The sequence below is a fragment of the Streptomyces sp. S4.7 genome (genome assembly GCF_010384365.1).
In the GTDB taxonomy this organism is placed as follows: Bacteria; Actinomycetota; Actinomycetes; order Streptomycetales; family Streptomycetaceae; genus Streptomyces.
On record NZ_CP048397.1, the window covers coordinates 3,610,986 to 3,627,914 of the forward strand.

Consider the following 16,929-nt stretch of genomic DNA (forward strand, 5'->3'; position numbering starts at 1 on the left):
CGACCGATTGCTGTGGAGGTAGGCGGTCGGGCCTCGGTGAACTGATGGGTCAGACCTGGTTGGGTTCGAGGGAGAAGAAGACGACGTTCGCCCGGTGCAGAGCCGGGGCGGAGCCGGTCAGCTCCGCGTACAGGGCGTTGAAGGCGTCCACGCGGGTCGCCCCGGCGGGCGGGGTGTAACTGCCGCTGGACGTGGCCGAAGCAAGACCCGGCTTCTCCACCGTCAGAACGAAGAAATGGCTTCCCTGCGATCGCGCGTGCGGCTGGCTGGTCACGATGAATCTCCTGGATGTTGAGGCGTTCAGGCGGCGCGCTGATCAGTTGGGGTACGCGCAGGGGACGCACATGCCGAGCGAGGGCGGGATGCAGTACCCGGCGTCCGTGCGGCAGTTGGGGCAGGTACGGCGCGCGAGCATCGCCTTGGCGAGCGCCGCGGCGCGGCCCGGCGTCATCGGCCGGACCGGCTTGGCCCGGTCGCGGCGGTAGAGGTAGGCGACCCGGATCGGCGGCCGGCCGGGGCGGCGGTAGCGGTTGGAGAACCACATGATCTGGATGGCGTCCTGCCCGCCGGGCCGAAGCCCGTCGGCGCGGAGCTGACGGCGCGTCGCGTAGCCGTCCGGGGCCATCCGGAAAGGGAAAGTCGGCATGCCGAAGCGGTCGCCGTCCGGGTCGAAGAACCGGGCGGACATCAGTGTTCGCCCCCGACAGCTACGAGGTGCGGGTGGTGCGAGTCGCTGGTCTCGCGTACGGCGAGGATCTGCTTGCGCGCCCACGACTCGCTCATGCCGTACGCCTCACCCAGCGCGCGGGCACTGAGCGGGCGGCCCGCCTGTGCGGACTCGGCGTACGTACGGCGTGCGTCCTGCCGCGTCCGCTCCAGCTCCGCTTCCTCGAACTGGGCCTGCCGCGCGTCCTCTTCCTGCGCGCCCGGCTCCGGTGTGCGGACAGCGTGCGGGCCGTGCGGATCCTCACCCCGCACACCGTCCACACCCTCCCCTACCAGGGCGGATACGGTCGGCACCGCAGGCACCTTCATGCCCGAAGCCGGGCTGACCGGGCCCACGTGGAGAGCAGGGGCGGGGGTGTGCGGACGGTGTGCGGACTCATCCGCACGCCCCGCATCCGCCGGTTCGCTCACGGTCGTCGGACGGTGGTGAAGCACCTTCGCGACCAGGTCCGAACCGAAGAAGATCGCACCGACCGGGAGGCTGGTGGCCAGGAGTACGAGCGGGTAGTAGGCGTACGGCTGGTCGGCCAGCGCGCCCCAGTTGACCGATTCCCCGTGCAGCTCGGGGATCGCGCCGTGGGTGAAGTTCAGGATCAGCGACGCCAGGGTGTAGCCACCCAGGACCCACAGCGCGACCGTCTTGTCACGGCCCACAAGAACCAGCGTCGCAACGAGCGCGAGAGCCATCAGGCCGTCGACCACGAACGGATAGAGCGTGGCGGCGGTAGTGTCCATCCCCAGCGCACGGGCCACGTCGTAGAGCGCGTTCCACGAGACGCGGAACGCCATGCCGACCACGCCGATCAGCGCGACCACCAGCAGGATCTTGGGCTTGTCGATGCTCTTCATGCCGCACCCCCGTCCGTGGCGGGCGCGTCGCTGTAGCCGTGCAGGTGCACGTCCGCACCGCAGTAGGCGATCGATGCCGTGAGCGACCGCGTGTGACCACTGGTGTGGACGCTGTGCGTGACGCTGTCCGGCGGGATGGCCAGAGCCTCACGCCATACCTCGAAGTCCCCCAGGCCCTCGTGGAACCGCAGCGTGAGCTGGTCGGGGTAGATGCCGCACAGGTCAACGGTGGGGGCGGGCAGGTGCCCGAAGTCCACAGCCAACAGGCGCAGCACACGCAGCGGAGCGGTCAGCGCGTCGAACGTCCGTGACTCGCTCATGCCGCGGCCCTCTTCCCCGTACGCACCCGGCGGGCCGTGCGCGGCAGGGAGACGACGTTGAACAGATCCGGAGCCAGCGCCTCAATCGTCTCCGCGGCAACCGTGCTCGCACGGTCCACCAGCGTGGGGTCGTCCGCGAGGATGTCGCGCGCCGCATCCTCACGCGCGGCCCGCTCCATCTCGCTCTCACCCTCGACACCCAGCCACAACTCCAGCGGCGTACCCAGGGCAAGCTCAACGAACTCATCAGCCGTAACGGCCGTATGACCAGCAACGATGATCCTCATGGGTCGAACTCCTCGTAGACGGTGGGAACGGCCCCAAGCGGCTCCGGTGCTCGAACACCGGAGCCGCGCCGTTCATGGGTGGAGCGCCCCGGCCGGGAGTCGAACCCGGCCTTGCGACCATCGGGGCGGTAGAACGTGGTGCGCGGCCCTGAGCCGCGCCGGCCACCTTGTGCGAGAGGTGACAGCCCGTCGTACGCGATATGGATCTGCGCCTCAGTCCCGCTCTCCCGAGGAATCGCCTTCTCGGTCTCATCGCGCGGCGTGCCCGCCTTCGGGGCAGATCCGTTCTTTTGAGTCGCCCCTCCCTCAGGAGGACTCGACTGGTCTCCACTCGCCCCGACCGGTGCAGTCACGGCCGTCAAAACGCGGTGGATCACGCTATGGAGTTGTTGACCGGTCGCAGTCCGAGGACCGCAACCGATGCAGTACCTCTATTACAGGTACTGCATGAAGTTCCGTCAAGTACGTCGGCGGAACTTCTCGCTTTCGCGCCGGGACTTCCTGGCGCACCATCAGAATCGCCCCAGGTCAGGGGCGATGGTTACCCCACCCATGGACACCTTGTGTCGATCTGGCTACCGTCAAGAGATCCCAAGACGTCCCACCGGGGGTGGAGATGCCCAACGAACGCTTGCGCTCGGCGCTCTTAGCTCAGGGGCTGACCGTGCAACAACTCGCAGAGGCGATCGAGGTCAACCCGAAGACGGTTGAGCGCTGGATCACGCAGGGGAAAGTGCCGTACCGGCGTCACCAGTACGCCACCGCGTCCATGCTCAAAGTCGACGTCACAACGCTGTGGGAGGACGCACGCGCGGTCGACACCTCCGCCGACCTGAGCCGGGCAGAAATCCTCACCGTCTACCCGCACCGCCACATGGTCCCCGCCGACTTGTGGCGGGAGATGTACGGGCGCGCGTCGCACCACGTTGACGCACTCGTCTATGCCGGCCTGTGGCTCTCCGAGGATCCCAAGTTCCTCGCGCTGCTCCGGATGAAGTCGGAGGCGGGGGCACAGGTTCGCCTCATGCTCGGGGATCCCGACTGTGCTGCTGTCCAGCAGCGCGGGATAGACGAGGGTCACCGGATCATGGATGGGAAGATCCGGAACGCGCTGGTGAACTACCGGCCGCTCTTTTCGACTCACCCTGACATCGGCTTCCGGCTCCACGACGCGACGCTCTACAACTCGCTCTTCCGGGCCGACGACGAGATGTTGGTCAACACGCACGTCTACGGCATCGGCGCGTACATGGCGCCCGTCCTGCACCTGCGGCGGCTCCCCGGCGGCGGTCTCTTCGACACGTACGCGAATAGCATCGAGCAGACCTGGACAGGCGGACGCCAGGTAACGGAGCACGACATCACAGGAGCCTGAGCATGGGACGTATCGACTACCTTCACGACCCTGACGCCCCGCCGGCGAACTCGGTCGTACCGTCCGTCGTCGCTTTCGTCCAGAACGAGGCGGGTCAGGTGTTGATGATCCAGCGCTCGGACAACGGCAGGTGGGCACTGCCCGGCGGCGGGCACGACGTCGGCGAGTCCATCAGTGACACCGTGGTGCGTGAGGTGTGGGAAGAGACAGGCATCAAGGCGGAAGTCGACGGGATGTCGGGGATCTACACCGACCCCGGTCACGTGATGCTCTACGACGACGGCGAGGCACGGCAGCAGTTCAGCATCTGCTTCCGTGCCCGACCGGTCGGCGGCGAGATCCGTACGAGCGACGAGACGACTCAGGTCCGCTGGGTGGACCCGGCGGACCTGGAGTCATACGACGTCCACCCCACCATGCGGCTCCGCATCGAGCACGCGATGGAGCAGGGGCGGACGTCCCCTTACATCGGCTGACGCTGAACAGCGGCGAGACGTTCGAGGACGCGCGCCGTGCTGGCGAGGATCTCCGGTTCGGCACGGCGGATGAACGTCCCGATCAGGCTGTCGGGGCCGTAGCGACCGGCGATCTCGTTCACGCGGTCCACGGGGTTCGTCGGCGTCCCGTCCGGGGTCGTGTTCATGTCGCAGTAGCAGAGCGCGTCAGCTAGGTGCGGGAGCTCCCGCGGGAACTCCTCTTCAAGCTCCTCGCGCATCCCGCGTGCTTCCGCTTCCATCCAGGCGCATGAGTGGTGCGCGACCAGCCGCACGAGACGCCCATCGGCTTGGGCCACGTCGCGCAAGTACCGGGCGCCGTCGAGCGGGTGAAAGCCAGTCTTGGCGAGGTCGGGCGAATACCCGACGTCGTGGAGAACTGCGGCGGCCTCCATCAAGTCCGCATCGGCACCGAGGATCGGGGCCAGCGATCGGGACCGTTCCGCCACCCCCTGAGAATGGGCCCAACGGCGCGGCAGCGGTTCGGCCAGCAAGGATTCAGCGATCGGGTAGGCCCACTCGACCAGTCCAGTAGTGCTCAAGATTGGGAACGCTCCTCTCGGCTTGGCAACGCTCGTACCGTCCGCACCTTGCCTTGCCCGCCCTCGGACAGCAGGCCGGCAGTTTCCAGCTTGTCCAGCACCTTGCTCACGGTCGGCCGCGATACGCCGAACTGCGCACTCAGCGTGGACGCGCTCGGAAACTCCGATCCAACGCCCACCTGCTCGACCAACGCCGCGATGCGCTCGACCAGCGGCCGACGGTCTTCGTGGCTTCCCTTGATGACCCTCCAGCGGGCGCCCGGTACCGACTCGGCTACTCCTTCATCACGCAAGACGTGGAAGGCCCGGAGCGCCAGACCGCGCGAGACGTCATAGTCACGCATGACATCCGCCAGCCTCGGCAGCTCCGTCATGCTCGGATCCTTCGCGATCTCAACCTTCAGTGCTTCTGCGATCTGCAAGAAGGTCCCGCGAGGACTTGCCTGCTGCGACACTCGTTCTCCCTCTTCCGGCCCCTGCCGTCGCACCCCAGCGTCCCACGGTCACGGCTCCTGAGGAGAGCGGTCAACGCTGGCGGCAGGGGTCACGACTGCTCAGGAACTGTTCCCAGCCGGCCACCCTTATCGTTCCACCAGGAAAAACGACCGCCGACCGTGACAAATTTCTGGAATTCTCTCAGCGTTTCCGGTGAGGCTTGACGAAGTAGATCTAAGCCCACGTAGGACAGGATATGGGGACTAAGCGCTACCCCTACGGACTCAACTGCCGAACCATCGAAATCGATGTCAATATTATGAAGGGACCTCGGCCATCGAAGTTCGACGGCCATGACCCGGGCGAACTCTCCGAGAGCCTCGGAAAGCGCCTGCATGTCCATCGATTCACGCAAGCCTTCCGTTGTGCTGCTCCGGATTCGAGTCTTGCTTCCGGGAGAAGTAAACTCGATCCCTTCAATTCCGTACCGATCAAGGCGGGGCTCAATCTCGAACCAGCGGGGAGCGATGCCCATTTCCTTGCGGTGAGAAATCTTACGCCGGTCATCGACAAATTTGAAGTCAACTGCACCACAACGTAGGTGCAGATGGAAGTCCACGACCTCCCAATAGGGAGGGCCATCAAGGTCATCGAACAAGTCAGGCTGAATTTGATCGACTGCCGCCCCGCGTGCAGTTATGCGGTCCAAGTTGGCATTCACCAGTAGATTCAGGTTCATACTCCCGCGCCAGTGTTCTAGTTCCTGCAAGTGCCCAATCGATAGGTTCTCGCCAAGATTCCTCCAAAAGTCGTTGTTAGCCACGTCTTCCAGGGAGAGCAGGAAAGGAAGAATCTGCGTCAACTCTCCAGACGACAAAGCTGCTGCTGTTTCGTGAGTACCCGGAAAGCGCTCCGCGTCACCGCCCTGACTGACCCACATGACTTGCATGACGCGCTCGATACGGGAAGAGAAAGCCGGTGAGAGGTAGTCATTCATGGATCTGACGCTAGCTGAAACCTCCGGCCCATCGAGCCTCAATAGCGCAGCGTCAGCATGTGAGACAGCTCGTTGAACCTCTGCGGCAGAATTGCCGATCAAATACCCCTTCCCTCCTTGCAACAAGGACGCCTTAAGCATTTGCGTTACAGGGGTTTGGGAATCCTCTCTGGCAATAGCTTCTAGCGCGGCGGTGCTTGACAGGAGACAGTCGTCGTACTGATAAGCCAAAGATTCAGGATCACTACCGGAGGGGCGCGCCCCATCGGAAATAGCGATGAATGCTGGCGACTCTTCATGCAGACTCTTCAAGTCCCTTCGAATCAGCGGCGCATCGACACTAAACCTCAGATAGATATCCCGCGTGGGTCGCTGATTTCCGGAGCCCCAAGTTAACACAAAGTCTGGAATGAACGTGTGATTGAAGTAGTCAGTAGCCTTGATCTCAGTCTTAGGATCCAAAGACTGTAGTTCCTTGGCAACTACATGCTTAACATCTCGCATGGCTGCCTCTGGGGAGGTCTGGTGCAGCGCATTCTGAATCTGAGCATCAATCGTCTGCATTACTCAAAGCCCCTTTGTGACGAAAGAGCGAATATGACCCAGATACTCACGTTTCATCATCAGCTCTTCTTGCCGTTCCGATAAGACAATGAGCCAGAGTCTCCCAGCTAGGAGTTTACCGATTTCTGGATCATACTCCTCCTCGCCAAGCTTCTCGGGATAATCGGCCACCGCCTCTTGGATCATGGCCTCATCGCATAGTTTCGTCCATGCGCCCATCGCGAACGGATGCCACGTTATCCACATGAATTCACATTCTTTATCCAGGCCGTCTTTGATCATTTTAGCTGTGGCCGAGTAGCAGTCGGTCAAGTATTCGCGATACTTCGGCCCTTGGTTGTCACTCGTGTAAGCCTTGATTTCCGCATAGAACGGATTCTTCTTCTTATTCTCAAAATAGCCAGCCACATCCCAGGATTCATGCTTCCCGTTCAATAGCGTCAACGTGGTCATCTGGTGCGCTTCGTAGACAATCCAGGGAGCGCTCACTCGCGTAGTGCTCTCCAGCCACGCCTGCGCGAAGTAGGCGCCCTCACGGCCCCGTTCCTGTTGCTGCTCCCCTGCCACCATGGGAGAAGTATGGCGAGGCTGGCTTCGGTGCCACCAGGGTGACCTCGTGTTTACTTTGGGTGATGCTTGGGCCAACGATTGCTTATTTCGTTGCGGCGCTCGAAGGGCACACACACTGAGGGTCTCAATCGGGGTCTCATTCACCTCCGTCCGGATCCGTTCAGGCCCGTTCACGCCCTGCCCCGGAGTACTGAAATGAACGAGTCTGAACAGCCCCGCCTAAGCCTTTGACCAGCAGGAACAGACCTCGAAAGCGAGTGTGGCGTAACCCGTCACCGTGGGTTCAAATCCCACCGCTACCGCTGGTAGAACGAAGGGGCGGACCTCACGAGGTCCGCCCCTTCGCGTTGCCCGGCACGGGAAGGCGACGGATCCGGCCCTCCCTCGGGCAGGGATGCCAACAGGAAGACCGCTTCACCCTAATTTTGCCTGTTATGACCACGTCGGCCCACGGCGTCCGCCGTGGGATCAGGGCCCGGTCTCTTCGCGAAGAGACCGGGCCCTGAGGTGTTACGTGTGGTCGCGCTGTCCGGCTACGGGAAGTTGATCACGTTCGACGGGACCGTCGACGTGCCCGATGTCGGTGATCCGATGCTGTTGATCACGTGGTTGTACTGGCCCATGCCGCCGAGCGAGACGACCAGGATGTTGTGGAACTTCACCCCTGGTTTCACCGGCGCCTGGAAGCCGTGTTCCTGACGGATGTTCGGGTCGGACGTGTAGTTGCAGTAGCTGCCCATCGCCCAGCCCTCATGGGTGACGACCGAGTCGTCCACCTTGTAGCCGGCGTAGCCCTGGATGCTGCCGTTCTGGATGGCGGCCTGGTTGGGGGCGTCGTACGCCTTCTCGTTCTGGAAGAAGATCGTCCGGCCCCGCTCACCGCTCCACCGCACGTCGTACTTGTTGAAGTGTTCGACGAACAGTCCGGTCGCCAGCACGTCGTCGCCGTTCACCTGGAGGCCGTAGTCGGCACGGTTGGTCTCCCAGCCGACGCCGTCACCGTGGTCGGCCCGCCAGATCCAGGTGTGGTCGATGATCGTGTCGTCGCTGTTGACGACCATGCTGGTGGTGGCCTTGCCGGGGCCCGCTCCGCCGATGCGGATGAAGACGTCCTGGACGGTCGTCGGGTTGGCGGAGTGGTCGGCCGACGCGTTCTGCGGTCCGACCTCCAGCAGCGTCGGGGAGTTGACCGGTCCCGCGTCGATCAGGAAGCCGGCCAGCTTCACGCCGTCGACGTCGGCGACCTTCATCGCGGTCACCCCGTTGTCCGGGATGATCGTGGCGTAGCCGAGGCCGAGGACCACGGTGTTCGCCCGGTTGACGTTGATGGACTGGTCGATGTGGTAGATGCCCGGGGTGAAGAGCAGGTGCAGGCCCTGGGCGAGCGCGGCGTTGATCGTGGCCGCCGTGGCGCCCGGCTTGACCACGTAGAACTGGTCGAGCGGGAGGGACTCGCCCTGCGGGGTGCCGTTCCAGGAGACGCCGCGCGCGTTGGTGCGCTTGGCCGGGACGAAGACCTTGTACGTGTTGCCGTCCAGGTAGAGGAACGGCTTCTCGCGAGAGGTCGGGGTGTTGTTCAGCGTCGTGTACGGGGGGTTCGGGAAGGACTGCGCGGGTGCGCCCTCGACCCCGGAGAATGCCATGTTCCAGACGCCGTTGCCCCAGCCGCCGATGGCGCTGTCGCGGGTGTACCACTGCTGCTGGGAGTAGGGCGTGATGGTGCCGTCGACCTTGCTGTCGGCGATGTAGCCGCCGCTGGCCCAGCCGTATCCGTTCGGCGCGAGGTTCAGCCCGCCCTTGACGTGCATACGGCGGAACGGCGCCGCCTGCGCGACCGCCCAGCGGTTGCTGCCGCTGACCGGGTTGAGCGCGAGGTTCTCGGCCGAGCGCCAGAAGTTCTGTGTGGCGTTGCCGTTGAACCAGCCGGCGTCGACGGTCACGTCACCGTTGATGTTCGTGTCGTCGGGCTTCAGGCCGAGACCGGAGATCGAGGTGTAGAAGCCGAGTTGGGCGTTGAGGTTGTTGTACGTGCCCGGCCTGAAGAGCAGTTGGTAGCGGCCGGTGCCGAACTGGGCCGACTCCTGCTGCTGGAAGATCTGGTCGAGCGTGCCCTGGATGTTGGGCGTCGAGGGGTCGAAGACCTTGACGTTGGGACCGAGGTCGCCACCGCCCTGGATCGGACCGCCGGGGCCGCCGCTCTCGCCGTAGACCTGGAACTCCCAGAGTGAGTAGCCGTACTGGGTGGCACGGGTGGTGCCGGTCAGCCGTACGTAGCGGGCGTCGCCCGAGATGTTCAGCGTCTCGTTGCCACCGGGGCCGGTGGTGGTGGAGTACGCGCTGGTCCAGGTGGTGCCGTTCGTGGAGAGCTCGATCCGGTACGCCTTGGCGTACGCGGTCTCCCAGCGCAGCACGACCTGGTTGACCGCGACCGTGGAGCCGAGGTCGATCCGGATCCACTGCGGGTCGGCGGCGGCGCTCGACCAGCGGGTGCCGTTGTCGCCGTCGACCGCGGCAGCGGCGGGCGTGCCGCCGTTCTCCGTGCTGGAGACGGTCACCGGCTTGCCCTGGGAGAGCAGGGTCGGGGCGGCGCTCGCGGCGGTGGTGCCGGGGATGAGCATCAGCAGGGAGGCGACCAGGGTGGCGGCGACGGACGCGGCGATGCCGCGGCGGCGCGCCGACGCGGGTCTCCTGAACACCGGTACAACGGACAGCGGAGCGTGCATGGGCAGGTCTCCTGAAGTCTCGGACGACGAGGGGGAGTTCGGGACGCACACGGAGAGATCGGGCAGAACCCGGAGAGCGCTCTCTCGCTACGGCAGATGGTTCTCCCGTGTTTCGTACACGTCAAGAGTTGTGCACGCACCGGCCTTCACCGACCGCCGTCCGATCAACAACTGGCCGACTCGGCGGGGCATTTACCCAGGTTCGCGATGTATCTTGCGGAGTGTCCGTTCAGATCCTGATGGTGCGGCCCGGGCACACGTCCCGCACAACACCTCGATCGAGTTGTGGCGACGAGGTGTCGATGTGGTGTGGCCAGAAGCGGTCACGCAGGTGATCGAAATCGTTCTCCGAAGCGGCCCATTCATGCGGTTAGACTCACGCGATCGCACTGGGGACGGCAGGGGAGGCAGCGCTGATGGTGCAAACGAAGAAGCTCGTGCTCTATCTGGTCATTGTCTTCGTGCTGTATACGATCATCACCTCACCCGAACGGTCCGCCGATCTCGTCCAGGTGGGGTTCGAGGGCATAGCCAGCGCGGCCGAGGGTGTCGGCGAGTTCATGACCGAGCTCGTACAGTAGCCACGGCAGTCAGCAGCCGCGGCAGCCACGGCCGAAGGCGCCGTGACCGCGCCAACGGACGCCGACGGCGCCGACCTCCGAGCGGTCCGCCGCCGCTCACCCCCCAGCCCTCCGCGCCCCCGGGAGACCGCCTTGATCCGCCACCTGGTCCTCTTCAAGCTCAACGAGGGCGTCTCCCGCGACGAGCCGCGGGTGGTCGCCGGCGCGCGGGCCTTCGCGGAGCTCGGCGGCACGATCCCGGAGCTGGAGTACTGGGAGTGCGGCTGGAACATCAGCGACCGGCCGATCGCCCATGACTTCGCCATCAACTCGGCGGTCGCCGACGCCGACGCGCTGACCCGTTATTTGGAGCACCCCGACCATCAGGCGGGCGTCGGACAGTGGCGGGAATTCGCCACCTGGGTGATCGCCGACTACGAGTTCTGATCGATTCCGACCGGATTTCGAGCCTCTGGCTCCGCCGACTCTCCCCCGCGGCCCTCCCACCGCGCTCCCGGCCCCACGCCTCATCGGTGTGGGGCTTTTCGGGTATGGGCGGCACATCCTCGTCAACACGGAGTTTTCTGGTGCTTGCACACAGTGGGCATGTCTTGTGATGCTATGACCGCTTTTGACGGATGAGTTGACCGTAGTTGACCGCAAAGGGGTGGCGTGACCGTGCCGGCCAGTACAACGCCTCAAATGCCGCCCCAGAGCGAACCCCGAGCCGCGCCCCAGGCCGGAAGCGGCTCCGGGAACCGGGCCGAGGCCCCCCTCGCCGAGCCCCCGAGTCCCGCCGAGCCACCCAGGCTCGTCGAGACCCCGAGCGAGACCGAGCCGAGACCGTCGACACCGCAGACGCGGGGCGCCGACACCAGGGCGCTGACGCAGCTCCTCTTCTCGCAGATCAAGGATCTGGAACGCGGCACCGCCGAGCACACCCGGGTCCGCAGCGCGCTCATCGAGGCGAATCTGCCGCTCGTGCGGTACGCCGCCGCCCGCTTCCGCAGCCGTAACGAGCCGATGGAGGACGTCGTCCAGGTCGGCACGATCGGCCTGATCAACGCGATCGACCGGTTCGACCCGGACCGCGGCGTACAGTTCCCGACCTTCGCGATGCCCACCGTCGTCGGCGAGATCAAACGCTACTTCCGCGACAACGTGCGCACCGTCCACGTACCGCGCCGGCTGCACGAGCTGTGGGTGCAGGTCACCGGCGCCACCGAGGACCTGACGACGGCTCACGGCCGCTCTCCCACCTCCGCCGAGATCGCCGAACGGCTGAAGATCTCCGAGGAGGAGGTCCTCGCCTGCATCGAGGCGGGCCGGTCGTACCACGCGACGTCACTGGAGGCCGCCCAGGAGGGCGACGGTCTGCCCGGCCTGCTCGACCGGCTCGGCTACGAGGACCCGGCGCTCGCCGGTGTCGAGCACCGCGATCTGGTCCGGCATCTGCTCGTACAACTGCCGGAGCGGGAACAGCGCATCCTGATGCTGCGCTACTACAACAACCTGACGCAGTCACAGATCAGCCAGGAACTCGGCGTCTCCCAGATGCATGTGTCCAGGCTCCTGGCGCGAAGCTTCGCGCGTTTGCGATCCGCAAACAGGATCGAGGCGTAACTCTTCCGGGTAGTAACCCCGCAGCGCCTCCAGCAGCAGCAAATTCGCATACCCCCATATTCCGGTGCAGATATGTCGACTTGGCGCTACAGCGTGTTGACGACATGTGACATTCTGCTGGAACCGCGTTTGCCGCAGCCCCACCTCCGGTATTCAGGTGGAGGCTGCGTTCCTTCGACGGGAGCGGCCACCGCGACCGTCAGCGACCTCAAGGGGGTGGCATGTCCGTAGAACAGGGCAGCTCGAAGGTGCTCACGCTCAACAAGAGCGAGCAGACACCGGAGGCGCCGGATGCTCTCGACCGTGCGGCCGAACCGCGCGTGTCCCAGCCGGAAGCCATCGACACCCGCACTCTGTCCCGCTCCCTGTTCCTGCGGCTCGCCGTACTCGACCAGGACAGCCCGGAGCGCACCTACGTACGTGACACCCTCATCGAGCTGAACCTGCCTCTGGTGCGTTACGCGGCGGCCCGGTTCCGCAGCCGCAACGAGCCGATGGAGGACATCGTCCAGGTCGGCACGATCGGCCTCATCAAGGCGATCGACCGCTTCGACTGCGAACGGGGCGTGGAATTCCCCACGTTCGCGATGCCGACCGTCGTCGGCGAGATCAAGCGCTTCTTCCGCGACACGTCGTGGTCGGTGCGCGTGCCCCGCCGGCTCCAGGAGTTGCGGCTCGCGCTCACGAAGGCCAGTGACGAGCTGGCGCAGAAGCTGGACCGCTCACCGACCGTCCCCGAACTCGCCCTGGTGCTGGGCGTGTCGGAGGAGGACGTGGTCGACGGCCTCGCGGTCGGGAACGCGTACACGGCCTCCTCGCTGGACTCGCCGTCCCCCGAGGACGACGGCGGCGAGGGCTCGCTCGCGGACCGTCTGGGGTACGAGGACACGGCCCTGGAGGGCGTGGAGTACCGGGAGTCGCTGAAGCCGCTGCTGGCCAAACTCCCGCCCCGCGAGCGGCAGATCATCATGCTGCGCTTCTTCGCGAACATGACGCAGTCCCAGATCGGCGAGGAGGTCGGCATCTCGCAGATGCATGTCTCACGCCTGCTGACCCGCACGCTCGCACAGCTGCGGGAAGGGCTGATCGCGGACTGATCGCGGACGTCACCGCGAGCACGGCCTCACCGGGGAGCGCTGCCTCGTCGCAGAGCGGGCCTCGCCGGTGCCGTCGCAGCGGTGGCGCCCCGCGTGGAGCGGAGCGCCACCGTCATGAGTGGGACCCGCGGCCGGCAGCGACCGGTGCGGGATTCCGTCCGTCCGTCCGTGGTCAGCCGAGCGCGAGCCAGGCGACCGCGGCCAGGACCGCGATCACGGCCACGACACCGACGATCAGTCCGGTTTTCGATCCGCTCCGCTGCGGGGCCTGCCGACGCTGTGGCTCACCCTCGTCGACGAAGGCGCGGAACATCTGGGTGTTGCCCGCGGGGTCGGGATTTCCCTCGGGGCCCTGCGGGGCATGGGGGTTGTGTGCCATGTGCCAGGACCCTAGCGAACACCGTGACCCCGCCCAACCCCCGGGGCCGACCGAAGGCATGTCCGGGCCCGCGCGGCGGCCTTTCCCGAGCGTGTTTCCGGCCCTCTCCCGGCCCCTTCCACCCCCTGCGCACCATTGACCTCGCACATGCGAAGCCTTTTGGGTTCCTTTACTGCAGATGATCTCTTTTAATTTGCCTTCAGCAACCAACCGCTTCTATGGTTGCCCCAAGCAACAACATAGGTGTGACAGACGCGAGGAACCTTCTCGGAGGGGTCATGGCCGCCAGAGGTCAGTACGCGGAACTGGCCCGCCAGCTCAGTGCCATCGGAGCCGTGAAACGGGGACTCTCCCGCGTCCTGCCACCCGACTGTCCGGGCGGCTCGGCCGCCGTACTGACCCTGCTGGAGCGGCACGGCGAGATGCGGATGAGCCGCCTCGCCGAGCTGCTGGCCGTGGACATGTCCGTAACCAGCAGGCATGTGGCACACGCGGCCGAGCGCGGCTGGATCGAGCGCGCGCCCGACCTCGCCGACCGCCGGTCGCGCATATTGCGGCTCACACCGGCGGGCCGCGAACTGCTCGACGAACTGGCGCGACGGACGACGGAGATCTTCGCCCGCACGCTGTCCGACTGGACCGACGACGAGGTCGGACAGCTGAACACCATGCTGGCACGCCTGCGCGAGAACTTCGGCGACTGCCGGCCCGGCCGCTACGGCACCGGGCCCGCGGCCGCACCCGTACCCTCTCCCGCAGCACCCGCACCCACCCCGGCACCCGTACCTGAGGCCGCACCGCGAGAAACCCCCGCGCGGCGACAGAGTTGAGACGAAGGAATTCAATGGCTACGACCAACACACCAACGGGTGTACGGGGCGGCCACGCCAAGCACGGCGGCGGCTCCCCCGCCACCGAACCCGACACGCCGATGACACACCGTCAGATCATGGAGGCGCTCTCCGGGCTGCTGCTCGGCATGTTCGTGGCGATCCTCTCCTCGACGGTCGTCACCAACGCCCTGCCCGAGATCATCTCCGACCTCGGCGGCGGACAGAACGCCTACACCTGGGTGGTGACCGCGTCGCTCCTGGCGATGACGGCGACCACTCCCCTGTGGGGCAAGCTCGCCGACCTGTTCAGCAAGAAGCTGCTGGTACAGATAGCCCTGACCCTCTATGTGGTCGCGTCGGCGGCGGCCGGGCTGTCCCAGAGCTCGGGGATGCTGATCGTCTTCCGTGTCGTCCAGGGCATAGGCGTCGGCGGTCTCACCGCGCTCGCCCAGATCATCATGGCCGCGATGATCGCCCCGCGTGAGCGCGGACGCTACAGCGGCTACCTCGGCGCGACGTTCGCCGTCGCCACCGTCGGCGGCCCGCTCATCGGCGGTGTCATCACCGACACGTCGTGGCTCGGCTGGCGCTGGTGCTTCTACGTCGGCGTCCCCTTCGCCGTCATCGCGCTGATCGTGCTTCAGAAGACCCTCAAGCTCCCGGTGGTCAAGCGCAAGGTCAGGATCGACTGGACCGGCGCGTTCCTCATCAGCGCGGCCGTCTCGCTGCTGCTGCTCTGGGTCACCTTCGCCGGTGACAAGTACGACTGGATCTCCTGGCAGACGTACGCGATGCTCGCCGGCACGGTCGTGCTCGTCGCGCTCTTCCTCCTCACCGAGTCACGGGCCACCGAACCGATCATCCCGCTGCGACTGTTCCGCAACCGCACGATCACCCTGGCCTCGCTGGCCTCGCTGTTCGTCGGAATCGCGCTGTTCGCCGGCACGGTCTTCTTCAGCCAGTACTTCCAGCTCGCGCGGGACAAGTCGCCGACCATGTCCGGTGTGATGACCATCCCGATGATCGGCGGGCTCTTCCTCTCCTCGACGGTCTCGGGCCTCATCATCACCAAGACGGGGCGCTGGAAGGCGTGGCTGGTCAGCGGCGGTGTACTGGTGACGGCCGGCCTCGGGCTGCTGGGCACCATCCGGTACGACACCGAGTACTGGCACATCGCGGTCTTCATGGCGATCATGGGCCTCGGCATCGGCATGATGATGCAGAACCTGGTCCTGTGCACGCAGAACCAGGTCTCCCCGCAGGACCTGGGCGCCGCGAGTTCCGTCGTCACCTTCTTCCGCTCCCTCGGCGGCGCGATCGGCGTCTCGGCGCTGGGCGCGGTGCTGGGCCACCGGGTCACCTCGTACGTCAAGGACGGTCTCGCCGATCTCGGCCCGGACGCCGCGGCGGCCGGTCACGCCGGTACGGGCGGCGGGGGCATCCCGGACCTGGACACGCTGCCCGTACCGATGCGGACCGTCGTGGAGGCGGCGTACGGGCACGGCGTCGCCGACGTCTTCCTCTACTCGGCGCCCGCCGCGCTGCTCGCTTTCCTCATCACGCTGTTCATCAAGGAGGTCGCGCTCAAGACGCGCGCCGCCGGTGAAGCGGAGGAGAGCCTGGAGAACACGCCGTTCGTACCGGTGGAGCAGGTCGTCCCGATCGGTGGCGGTGCCGAGGCGCCGGTGGCCGTCGAGGCCGCCGGCACGGGCACGGGCACGGACACGGGCACGGGCACGAGCACGAGCACGGACAAGGACTTGGGCACGGGAGCACCCGGCGGCGGCGACGGTATCCCCGTCCACGGCGTCGTACGCGGCACCGAGGGCGGACCCGTGCCACGGGCCGCTGTCACCCTCATCTCCCCGGCCGGGCGCCAGTTGGGCCGCGCGGTCGCCGGGGAGGACGGCGGCTACGAGGTGGACGCGCCGGAGTCCGGCTCGTACGTCCTCATCGCGTCGGCCGACGGCTTCCAGCCGCAGGCCGCCACGGTGTCCGTCGGCTCGGAGCCCCTGGCGTACGACCTCCTGCTCGTCGGTACGAGCGGCCTCACCGGCTCCGTACGGAGCGAGGAGGGCGACATGCCCGTCGAGGGCGCGATGGTCATCGTGACCGACGTGCGCGGCGATGTGCTGGCGACCGGGAAGTCCGGCGAGCGGGGCGAGTTCGCCTTCGCGGAGCTGCTGCCGGGCTCCGTGACCGTCGCCGTGAACGCGAGCGGATTCCGGCCGCTGGCCCTGCCGGTGGAGATCGGCGCCCAGGGCGTGACCCGCGTCGAGGCCGTCCTGCGGTCGGGCGCGCTCGTCCAGGGCACGGTCAGGGCGGGAGCCGACCGGCGTCCGCTGCCGGACGCGCGTGTCACGCTGATCGACGCGGCCGGGAACGTGGTCGCCACGGCGACGACGGGGGACGACGGGGTGTATGGCTTCGCGGACCTGGACGCGGGGGAGTACACGGTCATAGCGACCGGTTACCCGCCGGTGGCCGGCGCGCTGACCGTCGCCGGGCACGGGGTCGACGGCCACGACGTCGAACTCATGCACCCGGGCGACTGA

The 16,929-nt window shown here is 66.2% G+C and carries 19 protein-coding genes; 8 read left to right on the plus strand and 11 right to left on the minus strand.

Annotation, left to right across the window (positions count from 1 at the left end; genetic code table 11):
* Positions 1-49: 49 nt before the first annotated feature.
* Genes SSPS47_RS15945 through SSPS47_RS15965 form a run of 5 tightly spaced genes read right to left on the minus strand, consistent with a single transcriptional unit; the run spans position 50 to position 2,182 of the window.
* Positions 50-274 (minus strand): hypothetical protein, encoded by a 225-nt coding sequence (locus SSPS47_RS15945; protein ID WP_164251682.1) that lies wholly within the window; start codon positions 272-274, stop codon positions 50-52.
* 42 nt (positions 275-316) lie between these two features.
* On the minus strand, positions 317-688 hold the full coding sequence (locus SSPS47_RS15950) for an RRQRL motif-containing zinc-binding protein (protein WP_164251683.1): 372 nt from the start codon (positions 686-688) through the stop codon (positions 317-319).
* On the minus strand, positions 688-1,575 hold the full coding sequence (locus tag SSPS47_RS15955; protein ID WP_164251684.1) for a DUF2637 domain-containing protein: 888 nt from the start codon (positions 1,573-1,575) through the stop codon (positions 688-690). Before SSPS47_RS15955 ends, SSPS47_RS15950 begins: the two co-directional genes overlap by 1 nt.
* On the minus strand, positions 1,572-1,895 hold the full coding sequence (locus SSPS47_RS15960; RefSeq protein WP_164251685.1) for a hypothetical protein: 324 nt from the start codon (positions 1,893-1,895) through the stop codon (positions 1,572-1,574). The genes SSPS47_RS15955 and SSPS47_RS15960 overlap by 4 nt, the downstream gene beginning before the upstream one ends.
* Positions 1,892-2,182, minus strand: coding sequence for a hypothetical protein (locus SSPS47_RS15965; RefSeq protein WP_164251686.1), 291 nt, complete (start codon positions 2,180-2,182; stop codon positions 1,892-1,894). Before SSPS47_RS15965 ends, SSPS47_RS15960 begins: the two co-directional genes overlap by 4 nt.
* A 616-nt stretch (positions 2,183-2,798) precedes the next feature.
* On the opposite strand from SSPS47_RS15965, the gene SSPS47_RS15970 reads away from it, so the two are divergent.
* Both SSPS47_RS15970 and SSPS47_RS15975 read left to right on the plus strand, forming a co-directional pair.
* Positions 2,799-3,557 (plus strand): helix-turn-helix transcriptional regulator, encoded by a 759-nt coding sequence (locus SSPS47_RS15970; RefSeq protein WP_164251687.1) that lies wholly within the window; start codon positions 2,799-2,801, stop codon positions 3,555-3,557.
* A gap of 2 nt (positions 3,558-3,559) precedes the next feature.
* Positions 3,560-4,033 carry an NUDIX domain-containing protein gene (locus SSPS47_RS15975; RefSeq protein ID WP_164251688.1) on the plus strand — a complete coding sequence of 158 codons (474 nt, stop codon included), beginning with the start codon at positions 3,560-3,562 and terminating at the stop codon, positions 4,031-4,033.
* Here SSPS47_RS15975 and SSPS47_RS15980 read toward each other — a convergent pair.
* The 5 genes from SSPS47_RS15980 to SSPS47_RS16000 all read right to left on the minus strand — a co-directional run bounded on the left by SSPS47_RS15980 (position 4,021) and on the right by SSPS47_RS16000 (position 9,777).
* Complete coding sequence (locus tag SSPS47_RS15980) at positions 4,021-4,593, minus strand: HD domain-containing protein (protein WP_164251689.1); 573 nt, start codon at positions 4,591-4,593, stop codon at positions 4,021-4,023. The genes SSPS47_RS15975 and SSPS47_RS15980 overlap by 13 nt on opposite strands.
* Positions 4,590-5,048, minus strand: coding sequence for a GntR family transcriptional regulator (locus SSPS47_RS15985; protein ID WP_164251690.1), 459 nt, complete (start codon positions 5,046-5,048; stop codon positions 4,590-4,592). Before SSPS47_RS15985 ends, SSPS47_RS15980 begins: the two co-directional genes overlap by 4 nt.
* An 89-nt stretch (positions 5,049-5,137) precedes the next feature.
* The gene (locus tag SSPS47_RS15990; RefSeq protein ID WP_164251691.1) at positions 5,138-6,589 is read right to left on the minus strand and encodes a hypothetical protein; all 1,452 of its coding nucleotides are present in this window, start codon (positions 6,587-6,589) and stop codon (positions 5,138-5,140) included.
* Between the two features lie 3 nt (positions 6,590-6,592).
* Entirely contained in the window at positions 6,593-7,159 is a 567-nt protein-coding gene (locus SSPS47_RS15995) for a hypothetical protein (protein ID WP_164251692.1), read from the minus strand.
* A gap of 533 nt (positions 7,160-7,692) precedes the next feature.
* Positions 7,693-9,777, minus strand: coding sequence for a discoidin domain-containing protein (locus SSPS47_RS16000; RefSeq protein WP_239065277.1), 2,085 nt, complete (start codon positions 9,775-9,777; stop codon positions 7,693-7,695).
* Between the two features lie 521 nt (positions 9,778-10,298).
* On the opposite strand from SSPS47_RS16000, the gene SSPS47_RS34850 reads away from it, so the two are divergent.
* From SSPS47_RS34850 to SSPS47_RS16015, 4 genes are all read left to right on the plus strand, one after another.
* Positions 10,299-10,463: a hypothetical protein gene (locus SSPS47_RS34850; RefSeq protein WP_187280354.1), complete on the plus strand. Its 165-nt coding sequence runs from the start codon at positions 10,299-10,301 to the stop codon at positions 10,461-10,463.
* A gap of 132 nt (positions 10,464-10,595) precedes the next feature.
* Complete coding sequence (locus tag SSPS47_RS16005) at positions 10,596-10,889, plus strand: Dabb family protein (protein WP_164251694.1); 294 nt, start codon at positions 10,596-10,598, stop codon at positions 10,887-10,889.
* Positions 10,890-11,144: 255 nt separating this feature from the next.
* Positions 11,145-12,065 (plus strand): RNA polymerase sigma factor SigF, encoded by a 921-nt coding sequence (locus SSPS47_RS16010; protein ID WP_164251695.1) that lies wholly within the window; start codon positions 11,145-11,147, stop codon positions 12,063-12,065.
* Positions 12,066-12,286: 221 nt separating this feature from the next.
* Positions 12,287-13,162 carry an RNA polymerase sigma factor SigF gene (locus SSPS47_RS16015; RefSeq protein ID WP_147878119.1) on the plus strand — a complete coding sequence of 292 codons (876 nt, stop codon included), beginning with the start codon at positions 12,287-12,289 and terminating at the stop codon, positions 13,160-13,162.
* Positions 13,163-13,334: 172 nt separating this feature from the next.
* Here the strand turns inward: SSPS47_RS16015 and SSPS47_RS16020 are convergent, their stop codons facing one another.
* The gene (locus tag SSPS47_RS16020) at positions 13,335-13,541 is read right to left on the minus strand and encodes a hypothetical protein (protein ID WP_147878120.1); all 207 of its coding nucleotides are present in this window, start codon (positions 13,539-13,541) and stop codon (positions 13,335-13,337) included.
* Between the two features lie 278 nt (positions 13,542-13,819).
* Between SSPS47_RS16020 and SSPS47_RS16025 the strand changes: the two genes are divergently transcribed.
* Positions 13,820-14,371 carry a MarR family transcriptional regulator gene (locus tag SSPS47_RS16025; protein WP_164251696.1) on the plus strand — a complete coding sequence of 184 codons (552 nt, stop codon included), beginning with the start codon at positions 13,820-13,822 and terminating at the stop codon, positions 14,369-14,371.
* Positions 14,372-14,385: 14 nt separating this feature from the next.
* Positions 14,386-16,929 carry an MFS transporter gene (locus SSPS47_RS16030; RefSeq protein ID WP_164251697.1) on the plus strand — a complete coding sequence of 848 codons (2,544 nt, stop codon included), beginning with the start codon at positions 14,386-14,388 and terminating at the stop codon, positions 16,927-16,929.

What these genes read in the sequence shown, in the direction of transcription:
- SSPS47_RS15950 (WP_164251683.1), bottom strand. Translation starts at nt 688, where the DNA reads ATGTCCGCCCGGTTCTTCGACCCGGACGGCGACCGCTTCGGCATGCCG.
- SSPS47_RS15955 (WP_164251684.1), bottom strand. Translation starts at nt 1,575, where the DNA reads ATGAAGAGCATCGACAAGCCCAAGATCCTGCTGGTGGTCGCGCTGATC.
- SSPS47_RS15960 (WP_164251685.1), bottom strand. Translation starts at nt 1,895, where the DNA reads ATGAGCGAGTCACGGACGTTCGACGCGCTGACCGCTCCGCTGCGTGTG.
- SSPS47_RS15965 (WP_164251686.1), bottom strand. Translation starts at nt 2,182, where the DNA reads ATGAGGATCATCGTTGCTGGTCATACGGCCGTTACGGCTGATGAGTTC.
- SSPS47_RS15970 (WP_164251687.1), top strand. Translation starts at nt 2,799, where the DNA reads ATGCCCAACGAACGCTTGCGCTCGGCGCTCTTAGCTCAGGGGCTGACC.
- SSPS47_RS15975 (WP_164251688.1), top strand. Translation starts at nt 3,560, where the DNA reads ATGGGACGTATCGACTACCTTCACGACCCTGACGCCCCGCCGGCGAAC.
- SSPS47_RS15990 (WP_164251691.1), bottom strand. Translation starts at nt 6,589, where the DNA reads ATGCAGACGATTGATGCTCAGATTCAGAATGCGCTGCACCAGACCTCC.
- SSPS47_RS15995 (WP_164251692.1), bottom strand. Translation starts at nt 7,159, where the DNA reads ATGGTGGCAGGGGAGCAGCAACAGGAACGGGGCCGTGAGGGCGCCTAC.
- SSPS47_RS16000 (WP_239065277.1), bottom strand. Translation starts at nt 9,777, where the DNA reads ATGCTCATCCCCGGCACCACCGCCGCGAGCGCCGCCCCGACCCTGCTC.
- SSPS47_RS34850 (WP_187280354.1), top strand. Translation starts at nt 10,299, where the DNA reads ATGGTGCAAACGAAGAAGCTCGTGCTCTATCTGGTCATTGTCTTCGTG.
- SSPS47_RS16010 (WP_164251695.1), top strand. Translation starts at nt 11,145, where the DNA reads ATGCCGCCCCAGAGCGAACCCCGAGCCGCGCCCCAGGCCGGAAGCGGC.
- SSPS47_RS16015 (WP_147878119.1), top strand. Translation starts at nt 12,287, where the DNA reads ATGTCCGTAGAACAGGGCAGCTCGAAGGTGCTCACGCTCAACAAGAGC.
- SSPS47_RS16020 (WP_147878120.1), bottom strand. Translation starts at nt 13,541, where the DNA reads ATGGCACACAACCCCCATGCCCCGCAGGGCCCCGAGGGAAATCCCGAC.
- SSPS47_RS16025 (WP_164251696.1), top strand. Translation starts at nt 13,820, where the DNA reads ATGGCCGCCAGAGGTCAGTACGCGGAACTGGCCCGCCAGCTCAGTGCC.
- SSPS47_RS16030 (WP_164251697.1), top strand. Translation starts at nt 14,386, where the DNA reads ATGGCTACGACCAACACACCAACGGGTGTACGGGGCGGCCACGCCAAG.